Below are 20,410 nucleotides of genomic sequence, written 5' to 3' on the forward strand. Positions count from 1 at the left end.
TTTGCAGCGCTACGGTCAGCGGCGTGGGCTCCGGCGCGGCCGCAGCGGTCCCGCCTCAAATTTGCGGAGCCTCTGCCGACCCCGCATCTTCTGGCGGCGCTGCGGCGGTCGGGGTATTTGGTTCGGAAAGGTCTGGCAGCGGAAAATCGGCAATCGTCGGACCTGGATCGGCGGAAATTGACACATCGGCAGGCGTCGCATCCTCATCGTCTCCCGCCAATGCGATCCATATGCCTAGACATGCGGCCAGGACCAGCAGCCAAGCTATCACGGCAAGTCGGGGTGTTTTCGGCGGCGCAGTCACCGGATCGTGCGCGTCAGCGGGAAACGGAGATGGTGGCGGTGATACGCGCTCCGGCACCGCCGCCTTGGCGGTCTGAGCGATATCAAGCGATACGTCCCTTGCGGACATGCCTGCCTCGCCAGGCTGAGCAGCCGCTATATAGGCGGCAGCCGCATCGATGTGGCGCGGCATGAGTTCGGCCGCATTGTCAAGCCTGGCCTCGACGGCGGCGGTACGTAGTAATGAGCGCACGATGCGGGGTCGTCCATGGGCGTAGGCACAGATTTTCTCGAGGACGTCATTCGATAGCGGTGCCGCCGCCGACAGGCTGGATGCCAGTTGTTTGACTTCGTTTGCGGTGAACGGTGCCAGAACGACATTGGGGATCTCGTTACTTTCCGGCAGGTGCTGGATCTCACCGGGCCGGGCCGCCACCAAAATTGTGGGCAGAGCTACCTGACTGGCGCGAAACAGCAGGATGCCCGCACCCTTTTCGTCCAGCTCCTCCGCTTCGTCGACGATCAGCAGGTCCGCCGCGGTCGCATCTGCGTTCAGTGTGGCCGCGCGGTCGACAAGCAAAAGGCCGGGAAACATGCCGCGCCATTCACGCGCGATACGCCGCGCGAGTTCCGTTTTCCCGATTCCGGCGACGCCCGTGAGAATGATGATGGGTTCGCGGCGCTCGATCAGGAACAATAGCGTTTGCAGCGCACCGTTCGCGGCCTGTGACAAATATGTTGACGCATGTCCGTACACCGCCACCGCATCTGGATCCGGTGCATGATGTGCAGGTGCAAAAGCAGCGTTTTCAGGCACAGTTGCGGTATTCCTAAAGACGACATGGAAACACAACAAACGGCTTGAACAGGGAAGCCCTCGATTGATACCTCTAAAGTGGACGCATGACCATGATTCTACCGCGCCTGCCGCTATTGGAATCTGGTTCGATAAAATAGGCCGTGGGCGCGTTGGTTCTCCAGCCTGCGCTCAGGCGCCGGGCCGACGGGTCGACGTCTTCTGGTGTCAGGAAGCCCGGCCGTGCGCAGCCTGACGTGGCGGTACGTCCGGCACCTTACCCAGTGACGCGCTTATCGCTTCCAGCAAATGGGAGACGTTCAGGGGCTTTATCAGCGTTTTCTGGAACAGGTGCGCGCGGTCCGCGGAGGGGCCTTCCAGATCCGCCGTCAACGCAATGATGGGGATTGAAGCCGTGCGGGGTTCCTGCGCCAGGCGGTAGGCAAGTTCGGTGCCGACACCGTCCGGCAGATGCAGGTCGGTGATGATAAGAGACGGCCTTTCTCGCAGCGCAGTTTCATAACCCAGCGAAACAGATGTTTCGGTGATCAGCTTCACTGGCAATGTTCGCGCGAGAATTTCTCGCATCAGAGAGATCGCAGCGCTGTTATCCTCGATATAGAGGATTGAATCTATCGCAGCTTCGCGGCCACTGTCCGGATAAGTCTCAATATGCCGCGCGGCGTTGTTCTGGACGGCCTGATCGGCAGGCTGAAGAGCCGTTGGCGGCGCCGTTTCGGTGGTTTCCATGGTCCCGCAATAGTCGCAATCCAGCCATATGCGCGTGCCCTTGCCATTTTCACTTGTAAAACCGATGTCGCAGTTCATGCGTTCCGCGAGCTGATGGGCGAGCGCGAGGCCGATGCCGACACCTTCGACGGTGCCTCGCTCTTTGCCGAGGCGATTGAAGGGTTCGAAAATTTCCGCCTGTCGATCAGCCGGGATCCCCGGCCCGTCGTCCTCGACGAGCAGACGTACCTTATGGGTATCAAAGCGCGCCTCGATAAAGACCTCGCCGCCTGGCCGGTTATATTTGATCGCGTTGGTTCCGAAGTTCAGGAGGATCTGCCGAAGGCGCCGCCGGTCCCCGAAAATACGAAGGCTTGCCGGTACGGGTTTGACGGTCACTTTCACCTCGGCCGCCGACGCGAACGGTTCCAGAACAGCGGCGAACTCATCCACCAGTTCGCTGACGCTGACCGCCTCCATCTTGATGCTGATTTCCTTCCGCTCCATCTGCGAAAGGTCCAGCAGGTCCGTAATCAGGTCGAGCAGCTGGTGCCCGCTATCCGCGATATGCTTGACGTAAGTGCGCTGTTTATCGTTCAGATGTCCGGGCGATTTGTCGATTTCGATCAGCTGCGCGAAGCCCAGTATGGCGTTTAAAGGCGTTCGCAGTTCGTGGCTCATTGATGCCAGAAACTGTGCTTTGGCTTCCGCCATTTCGGTTGCATGGATGCGCGCCTCCCGCTCCCGCTCCAGAGCCTTGCGGCGAGAGCTTACGCTACCACTCGCAGGAACGATGGTAATCGCAAGGCTCGCGACGAATAATTGCAAAAGCAGCGCCGGATCCTGCTCACTCCATGACGCCAATAGGGCGAAGCTCTCACTTCTCATCAGAAATGCGCTTGCGAGCACGGCAACAATCGCCACGGTCATTGCCCCGCCGAGCGCGCCGAATGTGAAGGTCGCGATGAGCGCCAGCAGAGCGATTGCAAACAGGGGAAGCGGTATCAGATCGGTGAAGGTCGCGAAACAGATCGAAGCGATCGCAACGGACATGAGACCAAGTCCGGCGAGAAACCGGCCGGGTGACTTCTCCTGCAACAATTCCCCAAAGCCGAAAGCAAAGGGTAGCCAGACCAGCATGCCAAGGGCGTCGGCGCGGAACCACAGCCACAGGGCGGACGAATAGCCCATGGAGCCCATCAGCGCTATCGCCCCGATGCTCGCGCCTAGCAGCGGCGCGCAGATCGCGGCAATGGCCCAGGTTAGCAACAGGTCGTTCCTGCGCTCGAAGATATTCTTGGTGTTGATGTAGCGTCTCAGCACCCAGGCCAGCATGAAAACCTCAATGGCACTTGCCAGGCCCATGACGACAAGCTGCCAGACTGGAATTGCCGGGAAATGGATGAGGTTTGCAGTGATATGGGCGATCATCTGGCCGATCAGGATCGCGGACCATAATTGACGCGGCAACATAAGCAGGAGCGAAAGGCCGATCGCGTCGCCAAGCCAGATGAGCGGAAATTCGTTCATATCGGCGAGGGCGCCAAGGCTAAGCATGCAACCGGCAAAAACGAGTGCAAAGCTGACGACGACGATGTTGACGTAGTTTTTCAACCATTCGGCCGCTGGGGACAGCGTCGCCGGGTCGTCTCCCAATCTGACACTCACGTCCGCATCCCTTATTGCTGCCCCTTAACCAGCCATGATGGGTCGGTATTGCCAGAATAGCGCCGCCCGCTGACAGCTCAGATGCATCACGCGGCGTAAATTTTTTGTTTACGGCAGCGCCTGTGTATCCCTGTGCCAGGCCGCCGACCGAGATGGGCAGGATATGGCTATGGCCATGGATGCGATGACCTTCGCACCCCCTTCAGCAAATGTGCCGAGGCAGTTTAGTCGAGCGCGATGTCCGGGGCGTCTTCCTGCTTCATGCCGACGGTATGGTAACCCGCATCGACATGATGGGTTTCGCCGGTCACGCCGCTGGCCAGCGAAGAGAGCAAGTACAGACCGGCACCCCCGACATCCTCAATCGTGACGTTGCGCCGTAGCGGACTATTATATTCATTCCATTTCAAAATATAGCGGAAGTCACCAATGCCCGATGCCGCAAGCGTCTTGATCGGCCCGGCGCTGATCGCGTTGACGCGAATGCCCGAGGGGCCGAAATCATTTGCCAGATATTTCACGCTCGTTTCCAGCGCGCTTTTGGCCACGCCCATTACATTGTAGTGCGGAACGACCTTTTCCGCGCCGTAATAACTAAGTGTCAGAAGGCTGCCGCCGTCCGGCATCATGGCCGCCGCCCGCTGCGCGCAGGCGGTGAAACTGTAAACGGAAATATTCATGGTATTCAGGAAATTATCGAGGGTTGTGTCGGCGTATTTCCCACGTAGTTCGTTTTTATCGCTGAAGCCGACCGCGTGAACCAGAAAGTCGATGGTGTCCCAGCGGTCCTTCAGTTTCGCAAAGGCGTCGTCAAGCGCGTCCATGGACGACACATCGCATTCGATCAGGAAATCGCTACCGACCTTTTCCGCAAGCGGTCCAACACGTTTCTTCAGCGCTTCGCCCTGATAGGAAAATGCCATCTCGGCGCCGTTCGCGTGGAGCGCCTTTGCGATCCCCCAGGCCAGCGAACGATCATTGGCGAGACCCATGACAAGTCCGCGTTTCCCCCGCATCAGATCTGACATTCACAGGCCCTTTTCATTATTCGTCATCTTCTTCTAGCTTGGCTTTTGCCGTCAACGCCAGCGCTGCGTTGAGTTGCGCGCCCAGTACGAATCCGAGGCCAACCACAAAGAAGAAGATCAATGTGACCATAACGCCCGCGAGCGGCCCGTAAAACTGGTCGGTATTGGAAAAATTCGCAAGCACCCAGGGCAGCAGGTTCGTCGCGCCAATCCAGACGGCAGTGGTTGCGGCAGCGCCCGGCCATTTCGGCCAGCCGCGGCGATATTCGCGCGGCGTCAGGGTCGTAAACAGAAAATACAGCGCCACGAACAGCGCGAAGATCGGACCAAGGCGCAGGGACGCGACGACGCTCGTATCGAGCGCTGGCAGCAACCGCGTTATGAACTCCTGAATGCCCGCAAGGACGAACTGGCTGGCAAACGCCAACAGCATGATGACCACGCTGCCCAGGATAATGCCGAAGCTAAGCAATCGCCGCTGCCAGATCGGCCGCACCGCCTTAAATCCGTATGCGCGGTATACGATCAGGCGTATCGTCTCGACATAGCTTGCGGTGGTCCACAGGGCGACGAGGATGGAAAGCGTGATGAGTCCGCCTGAACTTTCCCTCAACAGGGCAGCGATGGGCTCCGCCAGCAGATCCGCGACCCGTGGCGGTACCGTTTCCAGAAAGGTCTTCACTGCGCGCAGGCCATCGCCCGAACGGCCAAATGCCCCTGCGATCGTGCCGATCAGAACGAAGAAGGGAAACAGCGTCAGGAGCGACAGATAGGCCAGATTGCCTGCGTGCAGAAACCCTTCATCGAAGACACCGCCCAGCACGCGCTTCAGCACCTCGACAGGGCGCAGCCCGGAAGTCAGGAGCGCGCGTGCCGACCGGATGAAGTCGTTCACAAGGAATGCGCCCTGCTAGGGATGGCTACAGATCCGCCCGCGGGTCGCGCTGCTGATCGGCGTCCCAGCCCTTGACGAATGCTTCAAGCTCCGCATCGCCTTTCGGAATGGCAATTTCGATCGTGACGAGCTGATCGCCGCGTCCGGAGGAGGATTTGCTGAACCCCTTGCCCTTCAGGCGCATGACCGTCCCGCCATTCGTGCCAGGGGGAATGGTCAACATCACGCTGCCGGATGTCGTCGGCACCCTGACCTTTGCACCCAGCACGGCCTCTTTCAACCGGACGGGCAGGTCGATGCGGATGTCATCGCCGTCCTTGCGAAAATGTTTGTGCGGCTTGATGGACAGGGTGATGCGTGCGTCGCCCTTGCCGCCTGCGCCGGTCTCGCCCTGGCCGGTCAGTTTCAGCACCTGACCGTCTTCGAAGCCCCTGGGCAGTTTCACCTCGATGGTTTTGCCGCCTCTCAGCGTGACCCGCTGCGGCCGAAGCTCGGCCGCATCTTCAAACGGAACGGCGAGATTATACAGCACATCAGCACCCTTTGGCGGGCGTGCCTGCGGGTGATGAGCGCCGCCGAACGGATTGTCGCCCGGGGCACCGCCGCGCCGCCCGAAAAGCTCGTTCAGCAGATCGTCACTGAAATTCCCCGTGCCTGCGCTCTGTCCACCGAAACCGCCGCCACGTGCCGCGCCGGGGCGCGGCCGGCCCCCGCCAAAGCCGCCGCCATATCCGAAGGGCGCTTTCTGGTCGCCATTCTCATCGATCTCGCCGCGATCATATTTCGCGCGGCTGTCCTTGTCGGCCAGGATGTCATAGGCCTTTGTAACATCGGAAAACCGTTCCGCCGCCTCGGGATTGTCCTTGTTGCGATCGGGGTGAAGCTCTTTTGCGAGATTTCGATAGGCGGTCTTGATCGCCTTTTCGTCTGCGCCGCGCGCAATCCCCAGTCTGGAATAAAGGTCTGCCATTCTTGCCCTGTCACCATAGCATTCGGGAAAAATCCACGAATTTGCACATCTTGGCGTTTTAGATAGGCAATACACTGAACGACGCAAGACTCTTCATCAAGGTCGGTTATGCGGCCGCACCGCCATGTGCCGACAAATATGCGCTTCGCGCTGCGACTGAATTTCACACGCAAAGATCTCGGTTGTGAGCGCGCGGTAGCGCGCATAGAGCATCTGTCCATGGACCTACCGACCACACCTTTCGACCTTTTCGATGTCTGGATGCGCGAAGCGGAAGCGGCGGAACCGCATGATGCCAATGCCATGGCGCTTGCTACGGCGACAGCTGACGGCGCGCCGTCCGTCCGCATGGTGCTGCTGAAGGACGTGTCCGATGGCGGCTTTGTGTTCTATAGCAATACGGCCAGCCGCAAGGGCGGCGAACTCGCCGAGAACCAGCGGGTATCGCTGCTGTTTCACTGGAAATCTCTGCGGCGCCAGATTCGAATCAGGGGAACGGCGCAGCCCGTGTCTGCCGAAGAGGCTGATGCTTATTTTGCAAGCCGTCCGCGCGCATCGCAAATCGGGGCGTGGGCCAGCCTGCAATCGTCAAAGCTCGACCGCCGCGACACGTTGACGGCACGTGTCGCTGAACATGAAGAGAAACACGATGGTGCCGCCGTTCCCCGGCCGCCATATTGGTCCGGATGGCGCGTCATGCCGGACGATTTCGAATTCTGGATCGACCGGCGCAGCCGGCTGCACGAGCGTTACATCTACGAGCGCGATGGCCACGGGGCCTGGTCGACGCACCTGCTATATCCATGACGCCCGGTACCGTTGTTGATCATGACCTGCGCGGCAGACTGATGCGCCGCGCGGCAATTGCATCCATGACGACCGCGCTTGTCCTGATGATCGCGAAGGTCTGGGCACTGTGGGAGACCGGATCAGTGGCGATCCTCGGCTCGCTTGCGGATACCGGGCTCGACCTGATTGCTTCCGTCATCACCTTTATCGCCGTGCGCGTCGCTGCGGAGCCTGCCGACAGGGAACACCGGTTCGGTCACGGCAAGGCCGAAGCGATTGCGGCCCTGTTCCAGACCATGCTGATTACGTTGAGCGCCTTCGTGATCGCCGCGCGCGCCGGCATGCGTTTTTCTGATCCGCGACCCGTGACGGTTCCCGAAACGGGCATTGGCGTGTCGGTTTTCGCCATCGTGCTGACGCTCGCGCTGGTCACATATCAAAAGCGGATCGCGCGAAAGACCAATTCACTCGCGATCGAGACGGACCGCCTGCACTATGTGTCTGACCTGGCTTTGAACATCGCCGTGATTCTGGCTCTGTTGCTCGCTGCGATTGGTCTTGACGGTGCCGACCCGGTCTTCGGTCTTGCCATTGCGATCTGGCTGGCCTGGAGCGGATTCAAGTCCGCGCGCAAGTCCATAGACATGCTCATGGACCGGGAATGGCCCGAGCTGAAGCGGCAGAAGCTTCTCAACATGGTCGCGCTGATGCCGGATGTGCATGGGGTTCACGAGCTGCGCACGCGCCGGGCGGGCGATCAGGATTTTGTTCAGTTCCACATGTGGGTCGATCCCGACCTGACCGTGGCGGAAGCGCATGAAATCTCGGACAGGGTGGAACAAGCCGTGCTGGCGGCTTATCCCGGCACCGAACTGCTGATCCATATCGACCCCAAGGGTCATATGGATGATAGCGAGGTTGAGGAGGATCACTTTTGCCCAATACCGTCCGCTTCCGGCATATAGACGCTTTCGCCGCGCGTCCGTTCGAGGGGAACAGCGCTGCCGTATACCGCGCTGACGCTTTTCCCCCCGATGATCTTATGCTGAAAATCGCGCGCGAGCATAATCTTAGCGAAACCGCATGGGTCGTTCCCGACGATAGCGGTGAGGCGGATTATCAGCTGCGCTGGTTTACCCCCGCCGTCGAGGTCGAGATGTGCGGCCACGCCACGCTCGCCTCTGGCCACGCCGTGTTGACGGAAGAGCCCGGCCGCGATGAAGTGCGTTTCCGCACGTTGCGAGGTGCGGGCATTTTGTCCGTCGCGCGTGACGGCGACGGCTATGCGATGAACCTGCCAAGCTGGCCGTGCGAAGTGACCGAGTATCCCGCGTTTGCGGCGTCGCTCGGTCAGGCGCCGGACGAGGTGCGCGTCACGCAAAACGCAGCCGAGGACAGTTTCCTCGCCATCTATGCCGATGCCGCGCGCGTGCGCGCTCTCGCCCCCGATTTCGCGGCCATGGGAAAGCTCGGCAATTATCTTTTCATCGCGACAGCGCCCGGCGATGCGCTCAGCGGCAGCGATGTCGTCAGCCGCGTATTCGCGCCTGGCGCCGGTATCGACGAGGATCCGGTTACCGGCTCCGCCCATGCGATCCTGACGCCGTACTGGGCCGGGCGGCTCGGCCGTCCCTCATTCACCGCGCATCAGGCAAGTGAACGCGGCGGCCATATTCACTGCACGTTGGAGAGCGACAGGGCGATCCTGCGCGGCACCTGCGTCGATGTCATCGAGGGCGTCCTGCTGGTCTGAATGTTCAAGGTCGCCAGCTATAATATTCACAAGGGCATCGGCCTCGACAGGCGGCGTGACCCGGAACGCATTCTGGAAGTCATCGCCGAAATCGACGCCGATATCATCGCGCTGCAAGAGGCGGATCGCCGTTTCTTCGAGCGGCGCGCGATCGTCGATTCGCAGCTGCTGCGGGAAGGTGCGGGCGACTATAAGCATGTCAGCTTCGACATGCGGGAAAAGAGCATAGGCTGGCATGGCAATGCGATCTTTGTCCGCGACAGCGCGGAAATCCTGCATGCGGAACCGCTCTGGCTGGAAACGCTGGAGCCGCGCGGCGCTGTGCTGGCGGAAGTGGATCTGGGGCAGGGGCCGCTGCGCATTGTCGGCATGCATCTCGACCTGTCCGGCATGTTCCGCGTCAAGCAGGTGCGGGGGCTGATCGAGCTGATCGAAGGCCGGAGACCGATGCCGACCATCCTTATGGGCGACACCAACGACTGGAACCAGGGCAGGCGCGCGGCCATGCCTACGATCCCCGGACAATATCGGCTGGCATCCTGCGGCCCCAGTTTCCATACCCGCAGGCCAACGCTGGAACTTGACCGTATCATCTATAGTCAGGAACTGGACTGCAATGACTGCGGCGTTCACACGAGTGCACTGTCAAAGCGTGCAAGCGATCATCTGCCGGTCTGGGCGAAGCTGCGCTACAGGCCGTAGAAAGAGCCGCCAAGAATATTCCAGCGGATCATCAGGCCGATTGCGAATGCCGCGACCAGACCAAAGACCGTAAAGTGAATACGGCGCCAGGCCGTCCACCCCGATTTCGTCCATGCCGGAACGATCCCGATGACATGTATTCCTGTCTGGATCGCCAGCACCACCGTCATGAAGAACGCGGCTTTCAGGGAAAGGGGCGGGAAACCGGTCTCGTCCACTTTCGAGATATCAAGCTCCGCGACGGCCAGCGCCACGAGCGCAAGGCAGATGCCGAACGCCAGCCACAGCAATGCCGACATTGCGGCAATCCATTTCAGCTTTCGCCCGGTCACGGTGGTCCGCGTCATCCGGCCCCGGCGGTACCACATGCCAAGTAGCGTGGTTAGCGACAGTAGCATCGCGCCCCCGAACCCAAGCGCCAGGGCAGGGGTGCTGGATAGGAAGGAGATGCGTTCGAGCGTCGCCGTACCCATTCCGCCATGCAGGCGCACGATCCGGCCGTCTTCGCCGCGCACCACGCGCAGACGAGCGCCCGAGATGTTGACCCAGATGTCTTTGGCGAGCGGGGCGTACCGCGTTTCCGATCTGCCGGGGACGACCAGATATCCGTCGTCGGTAGCGCGGACATTCATATCGGTGGCCATGCCCGCGATCGCCGCACCGCTGCCCTGTGGTCGGCGGTTGTTCAAATATGTTCCGGCGACTTCGTTCGCGGCGTCGACATCGCCCTTGCGCCGGTAAAACGCGCTCGCGGCATCGGTGCCCGCAACTTTGCGCGCGACGGCCCAGGCAAAATCAACGGGATAGGAATTCGCCGAATTCATATTGGCGGAGGCAAACACGCCCAGGTCGAGTTCAGGAACAATGAATAGCCAGCTCAGAAACTGTGTCGCGCCGCCGTGACCGAAGGTCGACAGACCATCGACATCGTTCAGCATGAAGCCCCAGCCCATATCGTCGCCGCCTTCGCCATCGGGGAAAGCATGCGCGCCCAGCCTTGCGAACGCCTCCGGCGACAGCAGCCGGCCGCCTTCAACCCGTGTCTCATTCAGCAGCAGCCGCATGAACGTGGCCGCATCGCGCGCGTCCATGGCGACCGCGCCGACCGGTTCCTGCGGCCGCACCGCCATATAATCGGCCGTGACTGCGAGCCCGTCCTCAATCTTGTGCGCGGCGGCCATGCGCGCGTCGAGCGCGTCCGGATTGCGTCCGGTGCCGGGGTCGCTCAACGTGGTGGAGGTCATGCCCGCAGGCTGAAGAATGCGTGTCCGGACAAAATCATTATAGGGCATGCCGGATACGCGCTCGACGATGTAAGCGGCCATATTCGTACCCGTGTTCGAGTAGCTGGCAAATTCACCCGCAGGCGCGACCCTGCGCGGAATTTCCCGCGAAACGGCCTCGCGCAGGGACACGTCACGGTCGGGGTCCAGAAAGTCCCGCAGATTATCCTCGAAACCGGGACGATGGGCCATCAGGTCCCGAACCGTGACCTGCCGGTCGAAGGCGTCGGGAATGGCAAATCCATCAAAAAAGCTGTTCACCTCGGCATCAAGGTCAATTTTGCCGTCATCCGCCAGCATGTGCAGCGACATCCAGACGAACAGTTTCGATATCGAGCCGATGCGGAACAGCGTCTGTTCATCGTTCAGGCGGCCCGCCGAAACGTCGGCCAGGCCGTAGCCCTTCGTGATCTGCCGATCGCCGACTACGATCGCAACGGCCATGCCCGGCGGGTCTAGATCGACAAGTTTCGCGGCGATGAAGCCGTCCACAAAGCTTTCCAGCTCCGCCATGTCGACTGTATCGGCGGAAGGAATGGTGCCGGAATTTGTCGCGGTGCCGGTCCTATCCGTGATGGCAGCAGGCAGGCCCTGCATCGCAGACAGGAACAGCCACAGACACGCTAAGGAAATCAGACGCACCGCATGATGATTCAATTGCATTCTTTTGTCCCCCCGGCGGAACATGATTAGGGGCACGGAACGACCCGCGAAAGAAAAAACTACGCGGCCATGGCCTTGTAAGCCGGTTCCGTCGCCGCGATCCAGCCGCCGCCCATCACCCGGTCGCCGTCATAGATCACCGCCGCCTGACCCGGTGACACGCCAAATTCAGGTGTCTTGAACCTGAGCGTCTTTCCGTCGAACCATGCCGATGCCGGTTTCGCCATGGACCGGATCTTGGCGGCAAGCGGCGCCGCGGGATCGGGCACCGCGGCGCCCAGCCAATTCACGCTGGAAAGCGTCGCCGATGCGACCCCCAGGGCCTCTCTTGGGCCGACGACCAGTGTCTGGCTTTCCGGTTCCAGCCGGACAACATAGAGCGGAGCGGGCTGCCCGCCAATGTCGATCCCCTTGCGCTGGCCGACGGTGAAATGCACCAGACCTTCATGACGTCCCAGCGGCTGTCCGGACAGGTCGACGATGTTGCCGGGAATCGCGGTTTCCGGCCGCAGTTTTTTTACCAGGGCGGCATAGTCGCCTGTGGGAACGAAGCATATATCCTGACTGTCAGGCTTGTTCGCCACGGCAAGATCGAAACGCCGCGCATGTTCGCGCACCTCGCTCTTCTCCATCCCGCCAAGCGGAAAGCGCAGATAGTCCAGCTGCGCGCTCGTCGTCGCAAACAGGAAATAGCTTTGATCGCGTGCAGGATCGATCGCGCGATGCAATTCGGCACCCCTATCTCCATTGACGCGGCGGACATAATGACCTGTGGCAAGGGCATCGGCGCCAAGGTCCTTCGCAACGGTCAGAAGATCGCGAAATTTCACCGTCTGGTTGCAGCGGACGCAGGGAATGGGCGTTTCCCCGCGGGCATAGCTGTCGGCAAAATCATCGATGACGCTGTCGCGAAACGCGCTTTCATAATCGAGTACATAATGCGCAATGCCGAGACGATTGGCAACGCGGCGGGCATCGTGGATGTCGCTTCCGGCGCAGCACGTCTTTGACGACGCGGCGACGGCGCCGTGATCGTAAAGCTGTAGTGTCACACCAATGGTTTCATAGCCCGCTTCGACGACGAGGGCGGCAACGACGGACGAATCGACGCCGCCGGACATGGCGACGACAATGCGCTTGCCCTTTGCCGGGGCGGGAAGCTGAAGATCGACAGGCATGACCGGATAAATAGCGATTATCGCGCGCGATGCCACCATTGCCGAAAGATCGCGGACATGATGGCGTCCGGGTTGATCCCGGTTGATCCGCGATGAGATATTTTTGAAATAAACCTTTAGCCTGCGTCAGAAATTTGGCGTTCTCCCGGCCTTTTGAAGACGTATTAACGAAGATCAATATCGCCTTAACCATTGGATATAAAAATGATTTCCGCAAAATTTACGATCCGGATTAGCTAATTCTTAGCCAGCCCGGGCGTAAACATTCGGTCATGAAATCTGGCGGGGAAAAACATGCCCTCCCACAAGATGAAGACCGGGACCACTATGCTTGAAAATCAGGACTTTAAGCCGGCATCGGTGATTGGCCCTCTTGGGGAGCCCATAACCATGGAGGATCTGCCACCGCCGAGCACGCGGCGCTGGGTCGTGCGCCGGAAAGCCGAAGTCGTCGCAGCCGTTAAGGGCGAGATGCTGACGATTGACGAGGCGTGCGAGCGCTATGATCTGAGCCTGGAAGAATTCAATGGCTGGCAGCGCGCCGTCGATCGTGCGGGCCTGGCCGGCCTTCGCGTCACCCGGACACAGCACTATCGCGCGCTGTTCGAGCGGCAGGACAGCTAGGTTCGCAAGCCGGGTCCGGTCACAAGAGCCCCATTGCGCCGAATGATCTCGCGCGCCAATACCCGCATCCATGTCATGGAATAGCTTCGGCCGCCTCTTTCGATTCACCACGTGGGGCGAATCCCACGGACCAGCCCTTGGCGTGATCGTCGATGGCTGCCCGCCTGGGCTTCCGCTCGGCGAAGGTGATATCCAGCCCTATCTCGACGCCCGCAAACCGGGCCAGTCGCGTTTCACTACTCAGCGGCGGGAAGCCGACCAGGTCCGCATCCTGTCCGGTGTGTTCGAGGGAAAGACCACGGGGACGCCGATCTCGCTGATGATCGAGAATACCGATCAGCGATCGAAAGACTATGGCGATATCGCCGGGAAATACCGGCCCGGCCACGCCGATTATGCCTATGACGCGAAATATGGCTTTCGCGACTATCGCGGCGGTGGACGTTCGAGCGCGCGTGAAACGGCTGCGCGTGTGGCGGCCGGCGCGATTGCGCGCAAAGTGATCCCGCACGTCGGTATTTTGGGCCATGTTGTCGAGATGGGCGGCGACAAGGTGTCGGGCTTCGATGCCGCGCAGATCGCCGCCAACCCGTTCTGGTGCGCAGACGCGGACGCGGCGGCGCGCTGGGAAACAAAGCTGGATGCCGCGCGCAGGTCGGGTTCCTCGCTCGGCGCGGTCGTCGAGGTGCTCGCCGACGGTGTGCCCGCGGGCTGGGGCAGTCCGGTCTACGCCAAGCTGGACAGTGAACTTGGCTCCGCGATGATGTCGATCAACGCCGTCAAGGGCATGGAAATTGGCGACGGCTTCGGGGCCGCCAGGCTATCGGGAGAACAGAATGCCGATCCTATGCGGCCCGGCGAGCGTCCCGGCGACCCGCCTCTCTTTGAAGCCAATCATGCGGGCGGTACGGCGGGCGGCATTTCGACCGGGCAGCAGATTATCTGCCGCATCGCGCTGAAACCCACGTCCTCAATTCTGACGCCGGTCGATACCATCACGCGCGATGGTCAGGCGACGGAAATCCAGACGAAGGGCCGTCATGATCCCTGTGTCGGTATTCGCGCCGTTCCTGTCGCGGAGGCCATGATGGCGCTGGTTTTGGCGGACGCCTTTCTCATGCACCGTGCGCAGGTCGGATGATGGCATTGCGGCACGGTCGGCGCTAACAGCGCACACCAGATTCCTGTTCATAGGCAGTGCCTATCAATTCGCGGGCATGAATTCGATTTGAACAATGGCGATGTGCGGCTCAGATGTCGTGCACACATTCAAATCGGAGACGAAACACATGACCACCATCCCGGCATTTTCCAAGCTCGCCCTCACGCCCATTGCGCTCGCCCTCGCAGGTGCCGGAGCCGCGACAGCCGCCGATTGGGGATATGAAGGCCCGGCGGGCCCGGCAAGCTGGGGCGACCTCTCGGCGGAATATGAGATGTGCAAGATCGGCAGGATGCAGTCGCCCATCGATCTGGCGGCGGCGAACGCCCAGGGCGATGTCCATGTGTCCGTCGCCTATGACGCCGGTGCCCTCACCGTTCTGAACAATGGGCATACCGTCCAAGCGAATTTCGACGCCGGATCTACGATGACCAGCGGCGACATGACGTTCGACTTGGTTCAGGTCCATTTCCACACGCCGTCGGAAGAGGCGATCGCCGGGAAACGCTATCCGATGGTGGGCCATTTCGTACATGCCGACAGCGAAGGGCGGCTGGCCGTGCTTGGTATTTTATTCGAGGAAGGTGCCGCAAATGCGGAGCTTCAGAAGATCGTGGATGCAGCGCCAGCGGACAAAACCCCTGCACACACAATCAGCGGCACAATGATCGATCCAAACGGAATGCTCCCCGGGGATATGGGCGTGTATCGCTTTCAGGGGTCGCTGACGACTCCGCCGTGCAGCGAAGGCGTCAACTGGCATGTCGTGAAGCAGCCGGTGACCGCCAGCGCGTCGCAACTGGCGGCGATGACGGACATCATGGGAAACAATGCGCGTCCGCTGCAGCCACTTCATGGCCGGCTGGTCGTCGCCCCCGCTGAGTGAGCTCAACTCGTCCCGGCGTCCCGGATAAACACGGTTTCAAGTGTAGTCCGCCCTGGACATCGCGCTGGCTGAGGCCAACGCCCCCGTTCGCCTCCTAAAAACCGGTTCTCGTTCGACCGCGCCTCACGCCTAGCCCCTTTGGCCTGAGGTGCGGCCGGGCATCATTCTTGGCGCGACTGCCGCTACCACCTTGCCGCACCGCAACATGTTTGGCAGTGAGCGCGCCATGACAGATCGTGAAATTCCGAAGACCTTCGACCCCGCCGACATCGAATCCCGCTGGTACGCGCACTGGGAAGAAAGCGGCGCGTTCCGGCCCGACCGTCCGGACGCGGAGCCGTTTACGATCGTCATCCCGCCGCCCAATGTGACGGGCAGCCTGCACATGGGTCATGCGCTGGACAATACGCTGCAGGATGTTCTCATCCGTTATCAGCGGATGCGGGGTAGGGACGCGCTGTGGGTGGTCGGTACCGACCATGCGGGTATCGCGACGCAGATGGTGGTGGAACGCCGCCTTGCCGCCGACGGCGTCAAACGCACCGACATGATGCGCGCCGAGTTCGAGACGAAGGTCTGGGACTGGAAAGAGGAATCCGGCGGCACCATCACGACGCAGCTGCGCCGTCTGGGGGCCAGCTGCGACTGGTCCAATGAACGCTTCACGATGGACGATGGGCTGTCAAAGGCCGTCCGCAAGGTGTTCGTCGATCTTTACGACAAAGGTCTGATTTACCGCGACAAGCGCCTTGTGAACTGGGACCCGAAATTCAAGACCGCCATCTCTGACCTTGAAGTTGAAACACGCGAAGTGAACGGCAGGTTCTGGCACATGACCTACCCGCTCGCTGATGGATCGGGCGCGCTGTCGGTGGCCACGACGCGGCCGGAAACCATGCTGGCCGACATGGCCGTGGCCGTGCATCCCGATGATGACCGCTATCGCGCCATGGTCGGCAAGATGGTGAAGCTGCCCATAACGGGCCGCGAAATTCCCATCGTCACCGATGAACATGCCGATCCCGAATTGGGGTCGGGCGCGGTCAAGATCACGCCGGGGCACGATTTCAACGATTTCGATGTCGGCAAGCGCGCGGGCATTGTCCCTGCGGACATGCTCAACATGTTCGATGATGAGGCGCGCATCGTGCAGACCAGCGACGGTCTGATCCCGAACGCCTATCTCGGCCTGTCGCGCGAAGATGCGCGGAAGGCGCTGGTCGCGGAACTTGAAGAAACCGGCGCGCTTGAGCGCGTGGAGGACCGCACAATCCAGGCGCCCTATGGCGACCGGTCCGGCGTGGTCATCGAACCCTGGCTGACCGACCAATGGTATGTCGACGCCGAAACGCTGGCCAAACCCGCAATGGCGGCCGTGCGCTCCGGCGAGACGAAGTTCGTCCCCGCAACGTGGGAGAAGACCTATTTCAACTGGATGGAAAACATCCAGCCCTGGTGCATCTCCCGTCAGCTGTGGTGGGGACACCAGATCCCGGCCTGGTACGATGCGGACGGCAATGTGTTTGTCGCCGATGACGCGGAAGCGGCACAGCGGAAGGCGGGTGAGGGTGCCGCGCTGACGCGCGATCCCGATGTGCTCGACACATGGTTCTCTTCGGGGCTGTGGCCGTTCTCGACGCTCGGCTGGCCGGATGAGACGGCGATGCTGGAGAAGCACTACCCGACCGACGTGCTCGTCACCGGGTTCGACATCATCTTTTTCTGGGTTGCCCGCATGATGATGCAGGGCATTGAGTTCACGGGGAAGGCGCCGTTCCATACGGTTTACTGCCACGGCCTGGTGCGCGCTGCGGACGGTCAGAAAATGTCGAAATCGAAGGGCAATACCGTCGATCCGCTCGGCATCATCGACAAATATGGCGCGGACGCGCTGCGCTTCACGATGACGGCGATGGAATCGCAGGGGCGCGATATCAAGCTCGATGAAAGGCGAATCGAAGGCTATCGCAACTTTGCCACGAAGCTGTGGAATGCCGCGCGCTTTGCGCAAGGGTATGGCATCGGTGCCAGCCAGACCTATGCGCCGCCGTCCGCCACCAGCGCGGTCAACCGCTGGATCATCGGCGAGACCATCCGGACGGCGCAGGCTCTCGATGGGGCGATTGCCGAATATCGTTTCGACAGCTTCGCGGGCACGGCTTACCATTTTGCCTGGGACCGCTTCTGCGACTGGTATCTCGAACTGATCAAACCCGTCCTGCAGGGCGAGGACGAGGCGGCGAAGGAAGAGACGAAGGCCGTCGCGGGCTGGGTGCTCGATCAGATTCTGGTCATGCTGCACCCGGTCATGCCGTTCATCACCGAAGAACTGTGGCACAAGATGGGACCGCGTCCCTATGACCTGATCCATGCCAAATGGGTTGCCGCGGATGCCCATCATGTCGAGGAGGATGCGGCCAGGGAAGTGGACTGGCTGATCGACCTGATCGGCGCGATCCGCTCCAGCCGCAGCGAACTCAACGTACCTGCGGGCGCGAAACTGCCTTTGCATGTCCGCGATGCCAGCGCGGAAACGGCGGCCCGTCTGGGCAGGAACACTGCGATGATCGAGCGCCTGGCCCGCGCCGAGGGCATTTCCACTGCCGCCGCCCCCGAAGGCGGCTCCGCGCAGATCGTACTCGGCGAAGCGACCTACATCATCCCGTTGGAGGGTGTCATCGACCTCGCCGCCGAACGCGCGCGCCTGACCAAGAACGCGGAAGCCGCGGAGAAAGAGATCAAGTCGATCGAGGGCCGCTTGGGCAATCCGAAATTCCGCGAGAAGGCAAAGCCGGAAGTCGTGGTGGAGACCGAAGAGAAGCTCGTCGAACGCAAGGCGGAAGCTGAACGACTGCGGGCGGCGCTGACGCGTCTCGGCTGAGGCGCACGCTGTACGCTTTCACGGCGATACACGGATTCCATCATCCCGAGCGCGGTCGAGGGACGCACCATGGCGACGCGGCAACATCGTGCGTCCCTCGACCGCGCTCGGGATGAGGAAGTGTGGGTGACTGCAAAAAATGCGCCCCCTACAGCATCGCCATCCCGCCATTCACGTGCATGGTCTGGCCGGTCACATATCCGGCTTCATCGCTTGCCAGATACACCACCGCCGCAGCCACGTCCTCGCCCGACCCCAGCTTGCCCGCCGGAATGCGGCCGGTCAGTGCCTCTTTCTGCGCGTCGGGCAAATCGTCGGTCATCGCGCTCTGGATGAACCCCGGCGCAACGCAGTTGACGGTGACCCCGCGGCTGGCGACTTCCTGCGCCAGCGCTTTCGACATGCCGACGAGGCCCGCCTTCGACGCGGCATAGTTTGCCTGCCCGGGATTGCCGGTCGCGCCGACGACGCTGGTAATGGAAATGATGCGGCCATGGCGCGCCTTCATCATCGGGCGTAGCGATGCGCGGGCAAGGCGGAAGGCGGCCTCCAGATTGACGCGGATAACCGTGTCCCACTCCTCGTCCTTCATGCGCATGGCGAGATTGTCGCGCGTGACGCCCGCATTGTTGACGAGAATGTCGAGCCCCCCCATCGCGTCGACCGCGCGGCCCACCAGGCCGTCGACGGCCTCCGCGTCGGAAAGGTTACAGGGCAGGGTGTGCGTATTGCCGCCGATCCCGCCCGCGACCTTTGCCAATCGGTCTTCATTGGTACCCGACAGGGCGACGATCGCACCCTGTGCTGACAATGCCCCGGCAATTGCCGATCCGATGCCGCCGGATGCGCCGGTGACAAGTGCACGTTTTCCGTCAAGGTCGAACATGTTCAGCTTCCTACCATTCAAGATCATAAATGAAAGTTTGCTCTGCCTCGGCAACCATGCCTTCGTAAAGGGCGCGGGCAGGCGAATCTTCAGGCTCGGTTCCCGGCCAGCATCCCTTACGTAACACCCGTGCCCGCCGGTCGGCGCGTGCACGGCGTTCATCAATCGTCGGCCAAACGGCTACCCCTTTGCGAAGGTTTCGATGTCGTCCATCGTCACGATGCTGGCGGCCTCGGCATCGGTAGTGATGCGCTTCACCATCGGTCCGACAACCTTGGCACCAAGCTCGACGAAGCTGTCGACGCCGCCGTCCGCCATGGCGGAAATGCTCTCGCGCCAGCGCACTGTGCCCGTCACCTGATCCACCAGGAGTTTTTTCAGCGTGGCAGGCTCCGTTTCGGCGTCTGCTGTGACATTGGTGACGACGGGAATTGTCGGCGCATTCACTTTGGCATTTGCAAGCGCGGCCTGCATGACCTCGGCGGCGGGCTTCATCAGCGGCGAGTGGAACGGCGCCGAGACGGGCAGCAGCATACCGCGTTTCGCGCCTTTGCCCTTGGCGATTTCGATGGCGCGCTCGACGGCGGCTTTATGGCCGGAAATCACGACCTGCCCTGGCGCATTGTCGTTGGCGGCGACACATATTTCGTCGGTCGTCGCCGCCTCGTCCGCGCTCGCGACCGCGTCTTCGAAACTCAGGCCCAGAAGCGCGGCCATCGCACCCTCACCGACGGGTACTGCCGCCTGCATCGCATCGCCGCGCGTCCTCAATAGCCGGGCCGCGTCGGCAATGTCGATGCTGCCCGCGGCGCAAAGGGCGCTATATTCACCAAGCGAATGGCCCGCGACAAACCGGGCCTGCTCGGACAGGATGAAACCGGCTTCCGCTTCCAGGATCCTGAGCACGGCGATCGAATTGGCCATGATCGCGGGCTGCGCATTCGCGGTCAGCGTAAGCTCGTCCGCAGGCCCCTCGAACATCAGTGCCGACAGTTTCTGTCCCAGCGCATCATCGACTTCCTCAAAGACCGCGCGTGCCGCCGCGCTGGCTTCAGCAAGGGCCTTGCCCATGCCGGGGGTCTGGCTGCCCTGGCCGGGAAACAGGAAAGCGCGGGTTGTCATGGTCAGTGCTCCAGATACGGGGACGTTTGGCGAAGTTTCATGACGGCTTATGCCGCGGCGACGCCTGCATGCAAGCGCCCCCTTGAACAGGCCGCTGGTTCCGCTAGGGTTCG

Annotated in this window: 17 protein-coding genes; 8 read left to right on the top strand and 9 right to left on the bottom strand. The window is 61.4% G+C overall.

Annotated features, from left to right (window positions below; translation table 11 throughout):
• Nucleotides 1-55 precede the first annotated feature (55 nt).
• From KCG44_RS06380 to KCG44_RS06400, 5 genes are all read right to left on the bottom strand, one after another.
• A complete protein-coding gene (locus KCG44_RS06380) occupies nucleotides 56-1,099 on the bottom strand; it encodes a P-loop NTPase family protein (protein WP_218445042.1) in 1,044 nt (347 codons plus the stop codon).
• Between the two features lie 207 nt (nucleotides 1,100-1,306).
• Nucleotides 1,307-3,475, bottom strand: a complete 2,169-nt coding sequence (locus KCG44_RS06385) for an ATP-binding protein (protein WP_218445043.1) — start codon at nucleotides 3,473-3,475, stop codon at nucleotides 1,307-1,309.
• 224 nt (nucleotides 3,476-3,699) lie between these two features.
• A complete protein-coding gene (gene fabI / locus KCG44_RS06390) occupies nucleotides 3,700-4,503 on the bottom strand; it encodes an enoyl-ACP reductase FabI (protein ID WP_218445044.1) in 804 nt (267 codons plus the stop codon).
• 16 nt (nucleotides 4,504-4,519) lie between these two features.
• Nucleotides 4,520-5,398, bottom strand: a complete 879-nt coding sequence (locus tag KCG44_RS06395) for a YihY/virulence factor BrkB family protein (RefSeq protein WP_218445046.1) — start codon at nucleotides 5,396-5,398, stop codon at nucleotides 4,520-4,522.
• A gap of 25 nt (nucleotides 5,399-5,423) precedes the next feature.
• Nucleotides 5,424-6,368: a DnaJ C-terminal domain-containing protein gene (locus KCG44_RS06400; RefSeq protein WP_218445048.1), complete on the bottom strand. Its 945-nt coding sequence runs from the start codon at nucleotides 6,366-6,368 to the stop codon at nucleotides 5,424-5,426.
• A gap of 219 nt (nucleotides 6,369-6,587) precedes the next feature.
• Between KCG44_RS06400 and pdxH the strand changes: the two genes are divergently transcribed.
• Genes pdxH through KCG44_RS06420 form a run of 4 tightly spaced genes read left to right on the top strand, consistent with a single transcriptional unit; the run spans nucleotide 6,588 to nucleotide 9,612 of the window.
• Nucleotides 6,588-7,175, top strand: coding sequence for a pyridoxamine 5'-phosphate oxidase (gene pdxH, locus KCG44_RS06405; RefSeq protein ID WP_218445049.1), 588 nt, complete (start codon nucleotides 6,588-6,590; stop codon nucleotides 7,173-7,175).
• Nucleotides 7,176-7,216: 41 nt separating this feature from the next.
• Nucleotides 7,217-8,122, top strand: coding sequence for a cation diffusion facilitator family transporter (locus KCG44_RS06410; RefSeq protein ID WP_369411956.1), 906 nt, complete (start codon nucleotides 7,217-7,219; stop codon nucleotides 8,120-8,122).
• Nucleotides 8,092-8,910: a PhzF family phenazine biosynthesis protein gene (locus KCG44_RS06415; RefSeq protein WP_218445052.1), complete on the top strand. Its 819-nt coding sequence runs from the start codon at nucleotides 8,092-8,094 to the stop codon at nucleotides 8,908-8,910. The genes KCG44_RS06410 and KCG44_RS06415 overlap by 31 nt, the downstream gene beginning before the upstream one ends.
• Nucleotides 8,911-9,612: an endonuclease/exonuclease/phosphatase family protein gene (locus KCG44_RS06420; protein ID WP_218445053.1), complete on the top strand. Its 702-nt coding sequence runs from the start codon at nucleotides 8,911-8,913 to the stop codon at nucleotides 9,610-9,612.
• Here the strand turns inward: KCG44_RS06420 and KCG44_RS06425 are convergent.
• Together KCG44_RS06425 and mnmA are read right to left on the bottom strand one after the other, a co-directional pair.
• The gene (locus KCG44_RS06425; RefSeq protein WP_218445054.1) at nucleotides 9,600-11,558 is read right to left on the bottom strand and encodes a serine hydrolase domain-containing protein; all 1,959 of its coding nucleotides are present in this window, start codon (nucleotides 11,556-11,558) and stop codon (nucleotides 9,600-9,602) included. The genes KCG44_RS06420 and KCG44_RS06425 overlap by 13 nt on opposite strands.
• 59 nt (nucleotides 11,559-11,617) lie before the next feature.
• Nucleotides 11,618-12,736 (bottom strand): tRNA 2-thiouridine(34) synthase MnmA, encoded by a 1,119-nt coding sequence (gene mnmA / locus KCG44_RS06430; RefSeq protein WP_218445055.1) that lies wholly within the window; start codon nucleotides 12,734-12,736, stop codon nucleotides 11,618-11,620.
• A gap of 327 nt (nucleotides 12,737-13,063) precedes the next feature.
• Between mnmA and sciP the strand changes: the two genes are divergently transcribed.
• The 4 genes from sciP to KCG44_RS06450 all read left to right on the top strand — a co-directional run bounded on the left by sciP (nucleotide 13,064) and on the right by KCG44_RS06450 (nucleotide 18,289).
• Nucleotides 13,064-13,360, top strand: coding sequence for a CtrA inhibitor SciP (gene sciP, locus KCG44_RS06435; RefSeq protein WP_218445057.1), 297 nt, complete (start codon nucleotides 13,064-13,066; stop codon nucleotides 13,358-13,360).
• A 70-nt stretch (nucleotides 13,361-13,430) separates the two neighbouring features.
• Nucleotides 13,431-14,501: a chorismate synthase gene (gene aroC / locus KCG44_RS06440; RefSeq protein ID WP_218445058.1), complete on the top strand. Its 1,071-nt coding sequence runs from the start codon at nucleotides 13,431-13,433 to the stop codon at nucleotides 14,499-14,501.
• Nucleotides 14,502-14,649: 148 nt separating this feature from the next.
• Nucleotides 14,650-15,408 (top strand): carbonic anhydrase, encoded by a 759-nt coding sequence (locus tag KCG44_RS06445; protein ID WP_218445059.1) that lies wholly within the window; start codon nucleotides 14,650-14,652, stop codon nucleotides 15,406-15,408.
• Between the two features lie 226 nt (nucleotides 15,409-15,634).
• Entirely contained in the window at nucleotides 15,635-18,289 is a 2,655-nt protein-coding gene (locus KCG44_RS06450) for a valine--tRNA ligase (RefSeq protein ID WP_218445061.1), read from the top strand.
• 148 nt (nucleotides 18,290-18,437) lie between these two features.
• On the opposite strand, the gene fabG is transcribed toward KCG44_RS06450, so the two are convergent.
• A complete protein-coding gene (gene fabG / locus KCG44_RS06455; protein WP_218445062.1) occupies nucleotides 18,438-19,175 on the bottom strand; it encodes a 3-oxoacyl-[acyl-carrier-protein] reductase in 738 nt (245 codons plus the stop codon).
• A 180-nt stretch (nucleotides 19,176-19,355) separates the two neighbouring features.
• Complete coding sequence (gene fabD, locus KCG44_RS06460; protein WP_218445063.1) at nucleotides 19,356-20,297, bottom strand: ACP S-malonyltransferase; 942 nt, start codon at nucleotides 20,295-20,297, stop codon at nucleotides 19,356-19,358.
• Between the last annotated feature and the right edge of the window lie 113 nt (nucleotides 20,298-20,410).

It is taken from the genome of Pacificimonas pallii (genome assembly GCF_019204005.1).
Classification (GTDB): Bacteria; Pseudomonadota; Alphaproteobacteria; order Sphingomonadales; family Sphingomonadaceae; genus Pacificimonas; species Pacificimonas pallii.